Genomic DNA, 15,414 nt, shown 5'->3' on the forward strand with positions numbered 1-15,414 from the left:
TGTATGAGAAAGGGCGCAAGCCCCGCAAGTGATCAGCTGGCTAAGGCAGCAGCTCGCCGCTCGGTTCGAAAGGCTTGGCGCTTGGCAGCCAACCGAGATCGAGCAAATTCGTTGAGTCAAAGGAGGCTCCCGTGGCGAAGCCAACCAAGGACATGTTTGACCCCAAAAAGTTCCTCGCCAAGGTGGGCGCGGGGAAAACGATTCTCGAACTTCCGAAGAACCAGCATGTCTTCCAGCAAGGCGATGTCGCGGACTCGGTTTTTTACATTCAAAGAGGCAAAGTCAAGCTAACGGTCGTTTCTGAGCAGGGCAAGGAAGCGGTCGTTGCAATTCTAGAGCCCGGCCAATTTTTTGGCGAAGGATGCATGAATGGTCATCCGTTACGCATCGCGACAACAACAGCGATGGAAGATTGCATTATCACGTCGATCACCAAAGAAGCGATGATGGCGGCTATTCGTGACGAACCAAAATTTTCACAACTATTCATGTCATACCTCCTGACCCGGAACAGTCGGATTGAGGAGGACCTGATCGACCAGCTATTCAATTCGAGTGAGCGGCGGCTTGCTCGGCTGCTGTTGCTGCTCGCGAACTTCGGCAAGGAAGGCAGCCCGCAGCCGATCAGCGCGAGCATCAGTCAGGAAACATTGGCTGAGATGATCGGGACCACCCGATCCCGGGTCAGCTATTTCATGAACAAGTTTCGCAGGCTGGGCCTCATCAGCTATAATGGGCACATTGAGGTCCACAATTCGCTGTTGAGTGCGGTTTTGCATGAGAAGCCCCTGCTAAGAGAGCGCGATTAGAAAGGCGGTCCCAAGGAACGGGCCCAGAGCGAGGGTGCGCGCTGAGGCCGTCATTTCATCGGATGCATGGGGGCATAGCATATGCATCCGGTCGCCCGTCACTAAGTTACGCCGCCTACATTGGTTCCGGCAGAAGGTGAAGTCGCTTTTGGTCGGTTGAATCTTTTCTAAGATCCTAGGGCCATTTCTCGTGCCGGGGATTCAGCGTTCAGCCTCTTGCAACGCCGTCGGGTATCATTTCCGCCTGGCGGCGTTTGTGCATCACAGAGCGAATGTCCGTACCGGCTCCGCGCGTCCTAATCTGGAGTCCGTGTCGTCCCAAGGTGATGCCGCGAAAGCTGCCGAGGAAATGTATGGTGCTATTGAGCGGCGCGTGGTTATCATGATCATCCAAGGGCGCAATCACTTTCACGCTCATCATGAGACGAGCTATTTTTGGAACGATACGACGCAGCGAACCTTACCTACTCAGCTGAAACGATCCCATGAATTATTCAATGAACATTCTCCCCGTTGATCGCGCGCTAAGCATATACGGCGTCCTCGCCGACCGCTCTGAGACAAAGGGAGCCCGTGAACAACTTTCCAGGCATCTGATGAAACTGTACATTGCGGGCGAAACAGATCAGCATCGATTGACAGTGCACGGACTATCGTACCTTCGTGACTTGGACCGGGCGATCGATTCCAGGAACTGAACATGCAACCTGCCGGCTGGGACTAGCGCTTCTGCGCTTGACGCTGCGTCCGCAGGGAATTGCGCCGCGCATTTCTTGCGTTCGCAGTGCGGACCGCTTCCGCTCTTGCTTGTTGTTTTTTCGACAGTGGCGTCCCGTGTCGCTCGCCGACCGTTGGCACCATAGCCAGCAGGGTTGGCGTCGTCGAGCTGTGCTCGATAGGCTGCACGCTCATTGGGCCCGTGGATGGTGATCTGCGTTCAGGCATGAGGAACAACTCGTTGCTACCGAGTTCGTTCAATGGCTTTCCCGCGGGACCCTGCTGGCGGAAACCTCAAAGGTCAGTCCTCTCCACTCATGAGTCAACCTCAATCGCTGGTGCCGCTGCGGCACCACTATCATGAAAGTCGCGCTGGTGCTCTGCTCTGCAAGCGGCGCAATCAAACGGAGGAAAAAGTCCACCTAAATGGCAACGTGCAAGGTTGTTCCGGTGCTGCACCTTGCGCATTCAAAGGTGCGCAGATCAAAACCGGGTTTGTCCGGCTCGACGCAGGTCAACCTCATCGGGTTGCCGCATCTCGAGCAGTTCAGAATTCCGAGCTCCGCAACACAAAAAATTGGATTGTATTGAGTCGACAACATGATACTACCCTTAAGATCAGGCGGGAGCGCGACACTCTCAGTCACCGATTGTTGCCATGAAGGGGCGGTGATCTAACCAACATACGCCTTGGGTTCAATCCACGCTGGTCAATATTGCTCGCTTTCAAGAAATCGGACGCCTCTCGAAGAAGACAATTAGGGTGCCCGGCGGCGGTTAGCCAATGGCTTCTAAGCCACCCTCTGGTTTACTTGTCGTTGTTCGTTCGGCGAATTCGCTTAACCTTCGATGATGTAGACGATCTCGTGGGTGTGCGGGCGAAGAATGACGTACTTGCCTTGCACAAGGATGAAATCGTATCCGCGCCATTCCGGATGGATCTCCACGATACGTGACGGGATCGGGTGATAGCGGACACCCGCCGGCACAGCCGTTCCGATTGAGAGATTGAAGTTCACGTTTGTAACTTCCTCAATCTTCTCTTGTTTGATCGCCGAGGTTATCTGGGCGCGCTTTGCCAGCTCAGCGAGGTCTGGGGCGAGGTGTCCGCGGCTTCGGGCGCAGCGGAGCGCCTGTTCAAGATACTTCGCCTCAAGCCCGAGATCGCAGCCCCGAGCCGGCCGTTGAACCTGCCGCTGGCCGGTCAGGGAAGCCTGGTATTCGAAGGCGTCAGCTTCGCCTATCCGGGAAGGCCGGACGTCCGGGTGCTCGACGACGTCGCTTTCTCCGTGCGCTCCGGTGAGAAAGTCGCCATCGTCGGGTCATCCGGAGCCGCAAGTTCTCTTGCGGTCTACGATCCGAGTTCGGGATTGGTCTCGCTCGACGGAGCTGCCGTCCACGAGGCCGACCCCGAAGAAATCCGCTCGCGCATCGCCCTGGTTCCGCAGGATCCGGTCATCTTTGCCGCCTCCGCCCGAGACAACATCCGCTTCGGGCGCCCCTCCGCGACGGATGCCGAGGTAGAGCGCGCCGCCGAACCTGGCCTCAGCTTCCGGGCTTCTCGCCATGCTGCCGGAAGGACTTGATACGCGACTAGGCGAACGTGGCGTCATGCTGTCCGGTGGGCAGCGCCAGCGTATCGCCATCGCGCGCGCGATGCTGCGCGATGCCCCCCTTCTGCTCCTCGAGGAGGCCACGTCGGCGCTCGATTCCGAGAGCGAGGCCGCGGTCCAGGCCGCGCTGCAGGGGCTCATGAAGGGACGGACCACTCTCGTCATCGCGCACCGTCTTGCTACCGTCCTGTCCTGCGACCTCATTCTGGTGATGGATCGCGGCAGGATCGTCGAACAGGGCACCCATGAGGAGTTGTCTTCGGCCGGCGGTCTTTACGCCCGCCTCGCGCGGTTGCAGTTCGTAACGAACTGAGCCGACGCTTCGGATGTCGGAGGCGGTGAACATCGAAGATGAAACGCGGGCGCTATATCGAAGCGTGCGCTCGTTCGACTCGAGCGCGTTGTCGTGGTCGTGTTCCGATCACGATTTTCTGGCTGCATTGGGCGAACGTCTTCGCGAACTCCGCACGGCTCGCGGCATGTCGCGGCGCGAGCTCGCCGGCGCCTCGGGAGTCTCTCAACGCTGGATCGCGCGGATCGAGAGCGGCAAGGGCAACGTCACGATCCTCCTGCTACGGCGTCTGGCTTCGGCTTTTCGTCAACGACCGGTTCAGGCGGCGGATATCGAGACGAATTTGCGCTGCAACAAGAAGTTGTCGGACGGTATGTGAGACCTTCTTCAGGAAGGCTTCGGCGTGAGCCCAACGGAGATGGACGATGAATATCGATATCAAGGCGGATGAGACCCGCTGGCGCAGCACCATGCTGCCTGAAGGCTTCGTGACGAAGTGGCTAGTTGCCGACGGCGAACTGGCAAAAGAAGGGCACGGCTTCGCCGTTGTCCGTATCGAAGGCGCGCTGCGTGCTACGGCCGCGTGAAGATCGAGACGGGCATCAATCACGTTATCGAGCCGGATCGCTGCTCGCCACGCTCGCCTGACGGGAGAAACGCCATGCTGAAGGTCGCAAGCAGCAAACCTTAGTCGCCGTGGCGCTGCTCGCATTCGTAAGCTTCGCTCCCTCGCTTGCTGAGCATGAACGCGTCGCCGTCAGCCAGGCCTGGACGCGTGCCACGCCGAAGGGTGCCAAGGTCGCGGGCGGCTATCTCACCGTCGAGAACCGCGGTACTCGCGCCGATCGCCTGCTTTCGGCGGAAAGCGCCGCCGCCGGCAAGGTCGAAATTCACAGCATGACCATGCAGGACGGCATCATGACGATGCGTCCCCTCGAGGACGGGCTGGCGATCCCTTCGGATGGGACGGTCACTCTCGCGCCAGGCGGCGATCACATCATGTTCATCGGATTGACCGCGCCTTCGAGGAGGGACAACGTATCCCGGTGTCGCTGAATTTCGAACGCGCAGGCAGGGTCGAGGTCACGCTCGAGGTCGTCAGCGTTGGCGCGAAGGGGCCGCGGCTGCAGATCGTTTCGGGCGATCCAGCACCGCTGACGGTCTTGGTGGCAAAGGCGGTCCCGCACGGCGAGCCCTTCTTCACCCTCATCTGCGGAACGCGGGTGATGGCTGACGTCACGGTCACGCCCGGCCGCAGCGGGCCTGTCGAGATCGACGTGAAGCTGAAGGACGGCGATGAGAAGCCGCTCGCGGTCGATGCGCTCTCTGTGTGCTTGTCCAATCCGGACAAGCACATCGCTCTGGTAAAGGCCACGGCCGAACGGATCGCGGCGGACAGCTGGCGCGTCCGCATGACGGCCGCGGTAGACGGCAAGTGGTCGCTGTCTCTCGGAATCGACATGACGAAGGAGGATCGCATCGACATTGCGGCTCCGATTCGAGTGATGGGTAATCCGTCGAACTGGCAGCTGTGCCACCGACATGCCGGCAAGGCTGTCCGCCGACGTCAGCGAGATCGAGCGATGGCGGAGCACCCGCGGGTGGGGTAGGCCAGTCGCCCAAGCTCTACTTTTCGGCGTTCCTCATAGCCCAGCTTGCCACCACTAGCGCCGTCCGGATGCCCCGGGCGGCGTTTGCGTAGTACCCGATGACGAAGGGATCAAGCTTCCGCATGTCGAGGCCGCCCAAATGGAGGCGGCGCGGTCGCTGGCAAATTTTGTCCGCGACAAGGCCGACAGCCAACCCTTTTCCCTGATGCCTATACAGGTCCAGGATATAGCGACGGTCCGGTGGTCGAAGCCAGGTTCGTATTGTTGCCGCCATGCTCCTGGCTATCAGGAGTCAGGACAGGTAGCCCGTATCCCCTTTTGAAGATTGGATTGCCGGCCGCAGGCGCCGCCACTCCAACGGGCCAGGCTGATGTCCTCCGTGGCCTACCTGCGCAGTTTTGTTCCCGGTTTTTTTGCGGTCCACACGCAATTTCGCCGCGAGCAGCGCTGGCTGGAAGGGGAACTCGCGGCTGGCGCGCTGCGTTGGCCAAGGGTAATTCCTACAGCCGTCGGGGGCCGTCAAATAATCGTCGAGCAACTGACGCCGGCCTGACTGGGCCGAGTTCGTCTGGAGCATCGGTTCGGCCGGTCTCTTGCCGTCCGGGATGATGCGTCCGCAGATGTCAGGAGCATCGATGAGTGCAGTTGACGACCTTGCGAGCGCGCCCGGTGAAATCAGCGCCGCCCAGTGGCGTCAGATCGTCAACGGCGCGACTGACACGGCCATCATCAGCACGGACGAAGGCGGCATCGTCACCAGCTGGAACAGCGGGGCATGCCGCATTCTGGGCTGGAGCGAACCCGAGATGCTCGGCAACTCCCTGGCCCGCATCTTCGCCGATGCCGACGGGCAGGCGCGGTTGAGCCGGGAAATGGAAGATGCGCTTGCGCACGGCAGGGGCGGCGGCGAGGAAGGCTGGCGCGTCCGCAAGGACGGGAGCCGCCTCTGGGCGGTCGGCGAACTGAGCCCCATCCGCGAGGGCGGAAGGATCATCGGTTTCGTCAAGATTCTGCGCGACCGCACGGTCCAGCGGGAGGCCGAGGAAACGATCCGCGAGGAGAGGCATGCGCTCGAAGTGCTCAATCGCGCCGGATCCTCGCTTGCCCTCGAGACCGATCTCCAGCGCCTGGTGCAAATTGTCACGGACGCTGGCGTCGAGCTGAGCGGTGCCGAGTTTGGCGCGTTTTTCTACAATCTCACCAACGCTGCCGGCGAGAGCTACATGCTCTACACGCTTTCGGGAGCTCCGCTGGAGGCGTTCTCGAAATTCCCGATGCCGCGAAACACCGAAGTATTCGCGCCGACGTTCAACGGCGAGGGCATCGTGCGCTCCGACGACATCACCAAGGATGCCCGCTACGGCAAGAACCCGCCGCGTAAAGGTATGCCCGAAGGCCATCTGCCCGTGCGCAGCTATCTCGCCGTCCCCCGTGATTTCGCGGACGGGCGAAGTGATCGGAGGACTATTCTTCGGCCACGGCAAGCCCGGTGTCTTTTCGGAGCGCTCGGAACGAGGCCTCTCGGGGCTTGCGGCCGAAGCAGCGGTTGCAATCGACAATGTCCGTCTTTCGCAGGCGTCGCAGCGCGAGATCGCAGAACGCAAGCGAGCCCAAGAGGCGCTAGTCCAATTGAACGCCACCCTGGAAAAGCAGGTCCTCGAGCGCACCGAACAACTCAGGCGCAACGAGCAGGCGCTGCGGCAATCCCAAAAGATGGAAGCCGTGGGACAGCTGACCGGCGGGGTCGCCCACGACTTCAACAACCTCCTCCAGGTGATAATGGGGAATCTCGACACGCTGCAGCGGAATATTCCCTCCGATTCCGCTCGCCTGCAGCGCGCCGTACGGCATGCGACCAATGGCGCACAACGGGCGGCCTCACTTACCCAGCGCCTGCTGGCGTTCTCGCGTCGGCAGCCGCTCGATCCCAAGCCGATAGACGTCAACGTTCTGGTCAACGGCCTTTCCGAAATGGTCCATCGCACCCTCGGCGAGACCATCGCCGTAGAGACGGTGCTCGGCGCCGGTTTGTGGCGCGCGGAAGCCGACCCGAACGAGCTCGAGGCCGCCATCCTCAATCTCGCCGTCAACGCTAGGGATGCCATGCCAAACGGAGGAAAGCTGACGCTCGAGACCGGCAACGCCCATATCGACGAAGCCTATGTCGCGGCCCACAGCGAAGTGGTGGCGGGCCAATACGTCGTCATATCGGTCAGCGATACCGGCATCGGCATGGAGCGGCAGACCGTGGCGCAAGCCTTTGAGCCCTTCTTCACGACGAAACCCGTCGGCAAAGGCACGGGACTCGGGCTGAGCCAGGTTTATGGCTTCGTCAAGCAGTCGGGTGGCCACGTGAAAATCTATTCGGAGGTTGGCCAGGGCACCACCGTCAAAATTTACCTTCCTCGCTTGGCAGGTGAGGCATCGAACGACTCCGCACCTGAAGAGACGCTCAATCCGGAAGCCGCGCAGGAAGGTGAGCGTCACGAGAGGATCACCGGTTCCCGGGCTTGACCTGCGCGGAATGCTCTGGATAGCGCGGTCGGGATGATTGACGCCGCCGGCGCACGATGATGGGTTGATCCCGGTTCGGAGTGGGCGACGGGGATCAGAATGACCAGCGAGTCGCAGCTGCGCGAGAAGCTTCGGAAGATCGAGGCGTTGTTCGTGGGTGCCGGAACTGCTGGCGAGCGCCTTGCAGCGGAAGCCGCACTGCAGCGGGTGCGGGCCCGGGTCGAGGAACTTGCTCGCCACGATCCACCGATCGAACAGCAATTCTCACTTCCCGACCAGTGGTCTCGGCACCTGTTTCTGGCACTTTGCCGCCGATATGGGCTGCGGCCGTTTCGTTATCGCCGGCAGCGACGCAACACGGTGATGGTCCGTGCGTCACGGGGCTTCGTTGATCGAGTCCTGCTGCCGGAGTTCACAGAGCTTGAGGGTGCGCTACAAGTGTATCTGCACGAGGTGACGCTGCGCGTGATCCGCGAAGAGATTTACGACGACGCCAGCGATGCGCAGGAAGTTCCCGACGCCTTGCCGTCGAACTGATCAAGCGGCGAGCTTTGCCTCGGAACCGTCGCGCGCGGCTTTCCAATGCCACGGCAACAGCGTGTTCAGCTGATTGATCTTGGTGCGTCCGGAGACGATGCGCTCGAGAACGTCAGTAAGATAGTGCCGCGGGTCGATGTCGTGAAGTTTTGCCGTGTTGATGAGCGACGCGAGAATGGCCCACGTCTCGGCCCCGCCTTCACTACCGGCGAACAGATAGTTTTTCTTTCCCAACCCGATCGGCTTGATGCTGCGCTCGACCGTATTGCTGTCAATCTCGATGCGCCCATCATCGATGAATCGCGTCAGGCCTTCCCAATGGTTGAGGGTGTAGCGGATTGCCTTGCCAAGGCCGGATTTCTTCGAGACTTCCAGCAGTCGCGCTTCGAGCCAGGGCTTGAAGTCCTCGATCAGCGGTCTGGTGTCGGATTGTCGCACCGCAGCTCGCTGCGTCGCCGGCAAACCGCGAATGCGATCCTCAACGGCGTAGAACATCGCGATCCGCTGCAGCGCTTCCGCGGCAATCGGCGACTTCGTCGCGACGTGAACGTCCCAGAACTTCCGCCGCGCATGCGCGAAGCAGAACGCCAGCTGCATCAGACGGCTGCCGCTCTTGATCAAGCCCTTGTAGGCGGCATAGCCATCAACCTGCAGGATGCCGCGATAGTCCCCGAACAGCCGCTTGGCGCGGATCGCCTTGCGATCCTCGGCGAACACGTAGACCACCGCCGGCGGCGCCGGGCCGCCCCATGGGCGGTCATCGGTGGCGATCGCCCAGAACTGGCAGATTTTGGTTCTGCCACGGCCGGGATCGAGAACTGGCAGCGGCGTCTCGTCGGCAAACAGCCGCGGATAGGACATCACCGCGTGGTGCAACAGCGCGTGAAGCGGCTTCAGCCACCAGGCGACGCGGCCCATCCACGAGGCCAGTGTTTGCCGGTCGAGCGTGATGCCTTGGGCGGCAAACATCTGTTCCTGGCGATACAGCGGCAGCTGGTAGCCGTATTTCATCACCGCGACGTGGGCCAGCAAGGCTTCCGTCACCATTCCACCGTCGATCGCCTGGGCCGACGCGGGTGCCTGTACCACACCCTGGCGGCAGCGCCGGCAGCCGTACCGCGGACGCACGATGCGCTTGATCCGGTACTGCATCGGAATGACGTCGAAGGCTTCCTTGACGGTCTCCCCGATCTTGTGCAGCTGCTCGCCGCAGCAGGGGCAGCTGTGGCTCTCGATATCGATCACGACATCGATGCGCGGCAAATGCTCCGGAAGCTTCCCGCGGTTGCGTCGCGCCGGTCGCTTTCCACGGCCCTCCGCTCCGTCAGGCAGCCTGCCTCCGGCCACATCGTCGTTGGCAGCGGCACGAGCCGCCTGTGCGCTGATGGTGAAGAGAGACAGCTGTCCGATATCCAGTGTCTCGGAGCGCGGACCGAAGATCATGCGCTTGTACTGGGACAGGATCATCAGGAGCTTGTCGTTCTCCTGGATCGCAGCGTCGCGGTGAGCGATCGCTGCATCACGCTCGGTCGCCAGTGTGCTGCATTCCTCCGACAACGCCGCAAGCCGTGACGATAGCGCCATCACGGTTTGTCGGAGCAATGCTGGATCGGAAGGCAAATCACTCATGCAGAGTAATTCTACAACAACTCCGCATGAGTGACGAACGCCTCTTGATAATGATCAACCAGCTCGTACCGGCTGATCCACAGGTCGCATCGGCACACGCTTCCAGTCCGAGCCATCGAGCAGCACCGAGAGCTGAGCATGAGATAGCGACATGACGCCTTCCTTGATCGGCGGCCAGGTGAACTGCCCCTCGATTCTTTTGTAGTAAAGGACAAGGCCGCTTCCATCCCAGGTCAGGATCTTCACGCGATCTCGGCGCTTGGAGCGGAAGACATAAAGTCCGCCGTCGAACGGATCGGCTCCAAAGGCCTCGCTCACCAGCATCGCCAGCGAGTCCATGCCGCGGCGGAAATCGACCGGCTGCGTCGCAATCCAGATCGACAACCCAGCTCGAAGCCCGATCATCGACCAACCGTCCCGACCGCCGCCAGCACCTCGCACAGTGCCTGCCGGTCGACTGTCCCCCTAACACGGATGCGAACCGCGCCGACCTCGATCTCGATCGTCGCCTGCTCCTCACTCGGGCCGCTACGGCCGGTGATCGCGACCGGCACAAAGCCAACTGGCATGCCTCTGTCCCCGTGCTCCGCGACCTGCGACCGCGTGGCCTGGCGACGCCACAGGAACAACAAGCTTGGACTGATGTCGTGTCGCCGAGCCACCGCGGACACGCTTGCACCCGGCGCAAAACTCTCCGCGACAATCGTCGCCTTTGCATCGGTCGACCAGCGCCGACGCCGGCCCGTCCCGGTGATGATCTCGACACGCTGCAGCGTGTCAGCGCCGTGTTCGAGGATAGGTATATGCCTATCCTTATCGCTATCCTTACGACTATCCTTGGACATTGTGACCTCGCGACAAACCATTCCGCGAGATCTTCCTAGCCGACCAGATCAACCCTCAGTGCGTGGTCTCTGCATGACGCTCACGCAGGAAGAGACCATTATCGTGGTCGAGGACGACGACGACGTTAGAGCCTACTCAGTCGACAGCCTCCGCGAGCTCGGCTATCGCGTGCTGGAGGCCCATGACGGTCCGGCGGCTCTGCGGCTCCTCGACGGTCAACCCCGAGTAGATCTCATGTTTACCGACGTGGTCCTTCCGGGCGGCATGACCGGCGCGCAGGTCGCCGCTCAGGCCAAAGCAATCCGCCCCTCCTTGAAGGTCCTGTTCACAACTGGATATGCCCGCAACTCGATCATCCATCACGGCCGCCTCGACAAAGGTGTGCAGTTGATCGTCAAACCTTTCAGCTTCAATGAACTGGCCGCCAAGGTCCGCGACGTGCTGGACCAGGTCGAAAAGTAGAGCGCGGTTTGGTCCATGAGGGGCGGTGATTGCGCCCGGCATAGGCCGCTGCGCGGCAGCGGAATCCCGCATCGAGGCCCCGCCGAAAGTAACCGGTTGTTGGAACATTCTCACGGCAAAGCGTTTGACTCGCTGGACCACCGCCCGCCGTTTGAGTACGGCGCCTGTAGCGGATAGCCAAGGCCCAACGCCCGCTGTTCAAAGATATGCGCTCGCGCGGATAGCCAAAGGCGGTGGTCCCGTTCCGCGCCGTGAAAGTACCAGCTTGAAGAAGCCGTCGAAAATCCGTGAAGAACTGGAGTCCGCCATCAGGCTGGAGATGGAACACATCAGCGACTCGCCGACCGACCTGGGCATTCGGTCGTGCCGCACGAAGATTGCTGGAAAGTCGAGATCATCAGGGACGGGCCGCAGCGGGACGCGGATCATTGCGACATGATCGAAGCCATTGCCGATCGGCTGCGCAGTCAGTTCGATCTGAAAGCTTGACCGCCGACCAAGCCCTTGGGCTGCCTTTGGCGGCGGTGCTGGTGAGCTACCCCGGCGGCTTGGCCGGTGAAGGAAGTCAGGTCTGCCCTGAAAGACGGGTGAGCGCGAGGAGCACGGGCCACTTCCGCTTTCCCAACTATCGCAATTTGAGCTTGGTTCTATGGCGGCGTTAACGGCGTCTCCCGGACCAAACCCTGCCTTAACCTGCCGTGAAAGGCGAGGAGGCCGATGCTGGTCGCTTTACGACGGCAGAGCCCATGGCCAACGATATCATCACGCATCGGGATGCGCTGCGCCATACGGCGGGACGCGTCGCCCTGGCCGTTGGTTTGACGGTAGTTTCTGACCTGGGCTTTGACGCTCATGCAGTTCGGGACGGATCCGGAGGCGACCGTGCGTGCCGGCTTCGTGACCAAGTCGGGGGATCATGATCGGCATCATTGAGTCGGCAGTTCTCTCCGGAGGCCTGAGCTATCGATCCGCGTTGGTGATGCGCGAATTGGCGCTGGCGCGCGCCGAGCTGCTGCGGATTTCCTGCACCGATCAGTTGACGGGATTGCTCAACCGACGGGGCTTTGACGACGCCGCCATGTCGGCCTTGAACAGGGCCCGCGAAGCGAACCTGCCCACCACCGTGCTGATGTGCGACATCGATTTGCTTCAAGGCGATCAACTACCAGTTCGGGCATGAGTTCGGAGACAAGGTGATCGTCGCGATCGCGGAGGTGTTGCGCAGCTTCGCGGAGCGAAGGCAGATGTTGGTGGCAAGGCACGACGGCGAGGAATTCGCCGTTCTGATGACCGGGGTGTCCAAGGAAAGGTCCGCTCCGTACGCAGAAGAGCTTCGGCAGGCCTGCGCGGCCAAGAAAATCCTCGGTGAAGAGATCTCCGCCTGCGTGACGATCAGCATCGGCTTGACCGAATGCCATGGCGAAACTGGCCAAGGTCATGCGCATGGCCGATCAGGCCCTCTACGCGGCCAAGCATCGCGGACGCAACCGCGTCGTCCAGGCCGACGTCCTGACGGGGTCCATCGCGGCATAGAGGCAGTCGAACCAAACTAGTGATTGAATTCGTCGACGTGCCGCCCGGTTCTGCGGCGGTAGCAGGAATTGCGGCGAGTGCGTCTCACTTCGCTCGCGCGGCGGCGGGCGCTCGGACGAGTCCCGGCCCACCCTGACCCGCAGATCCATCAGGTCGGTGAAGGTATCCGCCTGGCGGCGGAGCTCGTCCGCGATCATCGGCGGCTGGCTGGCGATGCTGGGGACCACCGTGACGCGGACGCCGCGGCGCTGCACCGCCTCGACCAGCGAGCGGAAATCGCCGTTGCCGGAAGACAGGATCATCTCGTCGATCCGGCTGGCGAGCTCCATCGCGTCGACCGCGAGTTCGATGTCCATGTCGCCCTTGACCTTGCGGCGTCCGGATGCGTCGACGTATTCCTTGGTCGCCTTGGTGACGACGGTGTAGCCGTTGTAGTCGAGCCAATCGACCAGCGGCCGGATCGAGGAGAATTCCTGATCCTCGATGACGGCGGTGTAGTAGAAGGCGCGGAGCAGCGCGCCGCGGCTTTGGAATTCGCTCAAGAGGCGCTTGTAGTCGATGTCGAACCCGAGCGTCCTGGCGGTGGCGTAGAGGTTGGGGCCATCGATGAAGAGCGCAATCCTGGGTGATGCGGGCGACATTCTGGCGCGGCTCAAAAAGGAGGTCCGGTACGGGCATGCGCACCCCCACGGGCTCTGTTTACCGAAGCGATCTGAGTTGAGGTGGGGCGGCCATTGGCGATTGCCGCTAACTCGCATTCTTTGCACTCGTTCAAGAATCCGAGCTCCGACGAGGGGAAGCTATTCCCCAATTGTTTGGGCTTTCAGAACCTTTTTCATGAACACTTGAACCTGCGCTGCTAGGTGAAACAGACGATAGATGCCCGATCAACTGCCGCTGTTCGAGATCCGCCTGAGAAAGGGCAGCCGCCTGTAGGTGGTACTTGTGCACGACCGAGGGTCGCGCTGTCATGCAGGATCGGAAGCAGCCGTACCGCCGCCAGGTACCAAGCCCATCGCGCGCTTCTGATGCTGCTGGCTTCGGCCTATCGACCGCCCGGACTCGTCCATCTCGGCGGGAGCATCTCGCGGCGAGTCGTCATCAGCCAGTTGAGCCAAATACCCGCTGGCGAAAAGGTTTGGCGGATGCGCGGGGCGAAATCCATCTGATGGGTGGCAAGACGGCCAGTTCCTTGTCACCTATCTCCGCCTGCTCGGCGCCGAAAGAGAATGGCGCCGACTGGACGCGCCAGATGGCCGCGTTACACCACCGAAGGAGTGTTGACCCCAAATCGAGAATTCTCCTGGAACACGCTCCGACCCATGCGAGGGTCGAAATGTCGCTTCCGGTCAGAAAACGCGTATGTCGAGAGTTAGTATTTAAACTCCGGCATGGCCTTCAATTCATCCTTGGTGGCGTTATACATTGCGTGATCGGGATACCAACGCGTACTGGCGCTGGTTGTGGTGGTGGTCGTGGTGGTCGTTGCGGCACCGGTGGTGGTCCGCGTGGTGCTGTCTGGCGCTGAAGTAGTTGCAGGCGTATTCGCCGGTGCGGACGTGGTTGACGCGGTTGTTGAGGTCACCGGCTGGTCAACCCACTTCAGCTTATCGAAGGCGACTGCCACGTAGTGCTCGCCTAGACCGAGAACGCCGCCGACAGCCAGAATGACATTGGCCACCTTACCTGACCTATCCAGGATCACGTCGTGGATGTCGCCGATTTTCTCGTTTGCTTCGTTGTACACATCGACACCGGCGAGCTTCGACGCGCGCCATTCACCTTCCTTGTGCATGGTAGCGGTTGCTGAAGCCGCTTGATTCGTGGCTGTTTGCGCCGCCGCGGCACCGAGCATCGACGTGATAGTCAAGAAGGCTATTGCAAGACATTTGGAAATCATGGTGTTCCTCCAATGTTTTGGGAACAATAACGCGGTGTGACTTTGGTTCCCAGCGACGGAACAGTAATTGATTTCGCAGGAAGGCAATTCGAGAACCGGCTGCCCCGGTTCAAACACTGCTCGTCACTCGCCAATTCCAGAGCGAACAAGGGATCCCGATTTTCTCGGTTTAGAGGTTCGACTGTGGCTAATCAGAAACGTCTACCGAAGACGACGTACGGCGGATTCGGCCATGCTCGCCGTTACTTGGGAAACCTGAGTGCGGTGATCATCAGAGCGCGGGTTATTCAGCGGCGCGGTTACGCATGGCGCAAGCCGGTGCCGCGTTGGCAAACGCTGCTTGACCGATCTCCCGTGATCGAAAAGTTGGTTGCCGCAAAGTCGCATTGTCCGCGGTTAACATTTATTGCCGGCTCGAAAGGCTCCCGGGTCGGTTCGGCAGGTGCACCAACGGCCTCGCGGCACGGGCGGTGGAATGCTTGCTGCATAACGTTGATTCTGCTCCAAAAAAACGCCACGCCCGCCGAACTGCATCAAGAGTGAGTCCGAGCCAAACTCTCGCCGGTTTAGGGAGCGCGCTGTAGCTCCTTCGACAACACGAACGATCTGCGAGACGAGCCATTTGCCGTTCATTTGTTCGACGTACGCCGCCTGGCCTCCGACCACATAACCCTTGTCCTGCGGCTCAAACAACGCTTTGTGGCCACGTAACCGTCGCCCGGTTTCAAAAGTGAGGCCTTCGTCGCTTCAGATTGCGAATGATCGCGAGCGAGCGTCCGTCCAGCAACAGTTGCCCCTAAGCCAGGCAGATCGGCACAGGTGGGGATAGATTCGTCTCAGTCGTTATTTCTTCGATCACCGTGCGCTCGGCTGGGCCAACCAGGTACCTGCGGTTCTCGCGATGGATGGGCACTACCGCAGCGAAGGAGGCTCCCGATTTACCCTCTCCGGG

16 protein-coding genes and 4 pseudogenes are annotated in these 15,414 nt (G+C 61.0%); 13 read left to right on the forward strand and 7 right to left on the reverse strand.

The features are described 5' to 3' along the window. Window positions 1-131 precede the first annotated feature (131 nt). Window positions 132-809 (forward strand): Crp/Fnr family transcriptional regulator, encoded by a 678-nt coding sequence (locus tag ACE10X_RS06170; RefSeq protein WP_038386607.1) that lies wholly within the window; start codon window positions 132-134, stop codon window positions 807-809. Between the two features lie 1,556 nt (window positions 810-2,365). Here the strand turns inward: ACE10X_RS06170 and ACE10X_RS06175 are convergent. Then, a pseudogene (locus tag ACE10X_RS06175) lies at window positions 2,366-2,602 on the reverse strand (DUF1236 domain-containing protein); the annotation flags it as partial. Here ACE10X_RS06175 and ACE10X_RS06180 point away from each other — a divergent pair. From ACE10X_RS06180 to ACE10X_RS06220, 9 genes and pseudogenes are all read left to right on the forward strand, one after another. After that, a pseudogene (locus ACE10X_RS06180) lies at window positions 2,600-3,452 on the forward strand (ATP-binding cassette domain-containing protein); the annotation flags it as partial. The pseudogenes ACE10X_RS06175 and ACE10X_RS06180 overlap by 3 nt on opposite strands. A 25-nt stretch (window positions 3,453-3,477) precedes the next feature. After that, a complete protein-coding gene (locus tag ACE10X_RS06185) occupies window positions 3,478-3,810 on the forward strand; it encodes a helix-turn-helix domain-containing protein (RefSeq protein ID WP_244435901.1) in 333 nt (110 codons plus the stop codon). Window positions 3,811-3,856: 46 nt separating this feature from the next. After that, a complete protein-coding gene (locus tag ACE10X_RS06190) occupies window positions 3,857-4,018 on the forward strand; it encodes a hypothetical protein (protein WP_157788054.1) in 162 nt (53 codons plus the stop codon). A gap of 109 nt (window positions 4,019-4,127) precedes the next feature. Then, entirely contained in the window at window positions 4,128-4,487 is a 360-nt protein-coding gene (locus ACE10X_RS06195) for a copper chaperone PCu(A)C (protein WP_253592896.1), read from the forward strand. Next, window positions 4,478-5,041, forward strand: a complete 564-nt coding sequence (locus tag ACE10X_RS06200) for a hypothetical protein (RefSeq protein ID WP_063709696.1) — start codon at window positions 4,478-4,480, stop codon at window positions 5,039-5,041. The genes ACE10X_RS06195 and ACE10X_RS06200 overlap by 10 nt, the downstream gene beginning before the upstream one ends. A 109-nt stretch (window positions 5,042-5,150) precedes the next feature. Then, entirely contained in the window at window positions 5,151-5,363 is a 213-nt protein-coding gene (locus tag ACE10X_RS06205; protein WP_375764570.1) for a hypothetical protein, read from the forward strand. Window positions 5,364-5,420: 57 nt separating this feature from the next. Continuing rightward, entirely contained in the window at window positions 5,421-5,594 is a 174-nt protein-coding gene (locus ACE10X_RS06210) for a hypothetical protein (protein WP_157788053.1), read from the forward strand. A gap of 82 nt (window positions 5,595-5,676) precedes the next feature. After that, window positions 5,677-7,516, forward strand: a pseudogene (locus ACE10X_RS06215) (ATP-binding protein); the annotation flags it as partial. Between the two features lie 138 nt (window positions 7,517-7,654). After that, window positions 7,655-8,092, forward strand: coding sequence for a hypothetical protein (locus ACE10X_RS06220; protein ID WP_018268855.1), 438 nt, complete (start codon window positions 7,655-7,657; stop codon window positions 8,090-8,092). On the opposite strand, the gene ACE10X_RS06225 is transcribed toward ACE10X_RS06220, so the two are convergent. From ACE10X_RS06225 to ACE10X_RS06240, 4 genes and pseudogenes are all read right to left on the reverse strand, one after another. Beyond that, window positions 8,093-9,676, reverse strand: coding sequence for an IS66 family transposase (locus tag ACE10X_RS06225; RefSeq protein ID WP_018268856.1), 1,584 nt, complete (start codon window positions 9,674-9,676; stop codon window positions 8,093-8,095). Window positions 9,677-9,775: 99 nt separating this feature from the next. Next, window positions 9,776-10,126, reverse strand: a complete 351-nt coding sequence (tnpB, locus tag ACE10X_RS06230; protein ID WP_026191835.1) for an IS66 family insertion sequence element accessory protein TnpB — start codon at window positions 10,124-10,126, stop codon at window positions 9,776-9,778. Next, window positions 10,123-10,290 carry a hypothetical protein gene (locus ACE10X_RS06235; protein WP_244436053.1) on the reverse strand — a complete coding sequence of 56 codons (168 nt, stop codon included), beginning with the start codon at window positions 10,288-10,290 and terminating at the stop codon, window positions 10,123-10,125. Before ACE10X_RS06235 ends, tnpB begins: the two co-directional genes overlap by 4 nt. Window positions 10,291-10,383: 93 nt before the next feature. Continuing rightward, window positions 10,384-10,587, reverse strand: a pseudogene (locus tag ACE10X_RS06240) (hypothetical protein); the annotation flags it as partial. Window positions 10,588-10,639: 52 nt separating this feature from the next. On the opposite strand from ACE10X_RS06240, the gene ACE10X_RS06245 reads away from it, so the two are divergent. From ACE10X_RS06245 to ACE10X_RS06255, 3 genes are all read left to right on the forward strand, one after another. Continuing rightward, the gene (locus ACE10X_RS06245) at window positions 10,640-11,029 is read left to right on the forward strand and encodes a response regulator (protein ID WP_375764087.1); all 390 of its coding nucleotides are present in this window, start codon (window positions 10,640-10,642) and stop codon (window positions 11,027-11,029) included. Window positions 11,030-11,945: 916 nt separating this feature from the next. Beyond that, window positions 11,946-12,209, forward strand: a complete 264-nt coding sequence (locus ACE10X_RS06250; protein WP_051003136.1) for a GGDEF domain-containing protein — start codon at window positions 11,946-11,948, stop codon at window positions 12,207-12,209. 13 nt (window positions 12,210-12,222) lie between these two features. Continuing rightward, entirely contained in the window at window positions 12,223-12,582 is a 360-nt protein-coding gene (locus tag ACE10X_RS06255) for a diguanylate cyclase domain-containing protein (protein ID WP_375764088.1), read from the forward strand. Here ACE10X_RS06255 and ACE10X_RS06260 read toward each other — a convergent pair. Together ACE10X_RS06260 and ACE10X_RS06265 are read right to left on the reverse strand one after the other, a co-directional pair. Then, window positions 12,490-13,203, reverse strand: a complete 714-nt coding sequence (locus ACE10X_RS06260) for an NYN domain-containing protein (RefSeq protein WP_375764089.1) — start codon at window positions 13,201-13,203, stop codon at window positions 12,490-12,492. The genes ACE10X_RS06255 and ACE10X_RS06260 overlap by 93 nt on opposite strands. A gap of 731 nt (window positions 13,204-13,934) precedes the next feature. Further along, window positions 13,935-14,462 carry a PRC-barrel domain-containing protein gene (locus ACE10X_RS06265; protein WP_038386605.1) on the reverse strand — a complete coding sequence of 176 codons (528 nt, stop codon included), beginning with the start codon at window positions 14,460-14,462 and terminating at the stop codon, window positions 13,935-13,937. Window positions 14,463-15,414 lie beyond the last annotated feature (952 nt).

The organism is Bradyrhizobium sp. Pha-3, assembly GCF_042258325.1.
Classification (GTDB): domain Bacteria; phylum Pseudomonadota; class Alphaproteobacteria; order Rhizobiales; family Xanthobacteraceae; genus Bradyrhizobium; species Bradyrhizobium elkanii.

Excerpts from the sequence above, each read along its gene's own strand:
- ACE10X_RS06190 (WP_157788054.1), top strand. The coding sequence starts at position 3,857 with ATGAATATCGATATCAAGGCGGATGAGACCCGCTGGCGCAGCACCATG.
- ACE10X_RS06220 (WP_018268855.1), top strand. The coding sequence starts at position 7,655 with ATGACCAGCGAGTCGCAGCTGCGCGAGAAGCTTCGGAAGATCGAGGCG.
- ACE10X_RS06225 (WP_018268856.1), bottom strand. The coding sequence starts at position 9,676 with ATGGCGCTATCGTCACGGCTTGCGGCGTTGTCGGAGGAATGCAGCACA.
- tnpB (WP_026191835.1), bottom strand. The coding sequence starts at position 10,126 with ATGATCGGGCTTCGAGCTGGGTTGTCGATCTGGATTGCGACGCAGCCG.
- ACE10X_RS06235 (WP_244436053.1), bottom strand. The coding sequence starts at position 10,290 with ATGCCAGTTGGCTTTGTGCCGGTCGCGATCACCGGCCGTAGCGGCCCG.
- ACE10X_RS06245 (WP_375764087.1), top strand. The coding sequence starts at position 10,640 with ATGACGCTCACGCAGGAAGAGACCATTATCGTGGTCGAGGACGACGAC.
- ACE10X_RS06250 (WP_051003136.1), top strand. The coding sequence starts at position 11,946 with ATGATCGGCATCATTGAGTCGGCAGTTCTCTCCGGAGGCCTGAGCTAT.
- ACE10X_RS06260 (WP_375764089.1), bottom strand. The coding sequence starts at position 13,203 with ATGTCGCCCGCATCACCCAGGATTGCGCTCTTCATCGATGGCCCCAAC.
- ACE10X_RS06265 (WP_038386605.1), bottom strand. The coding sequence starts at position 14,462 with ATGATTTCCAAATGTCTTGCAATAGCCTTCTTGACTATCACGTCGATG.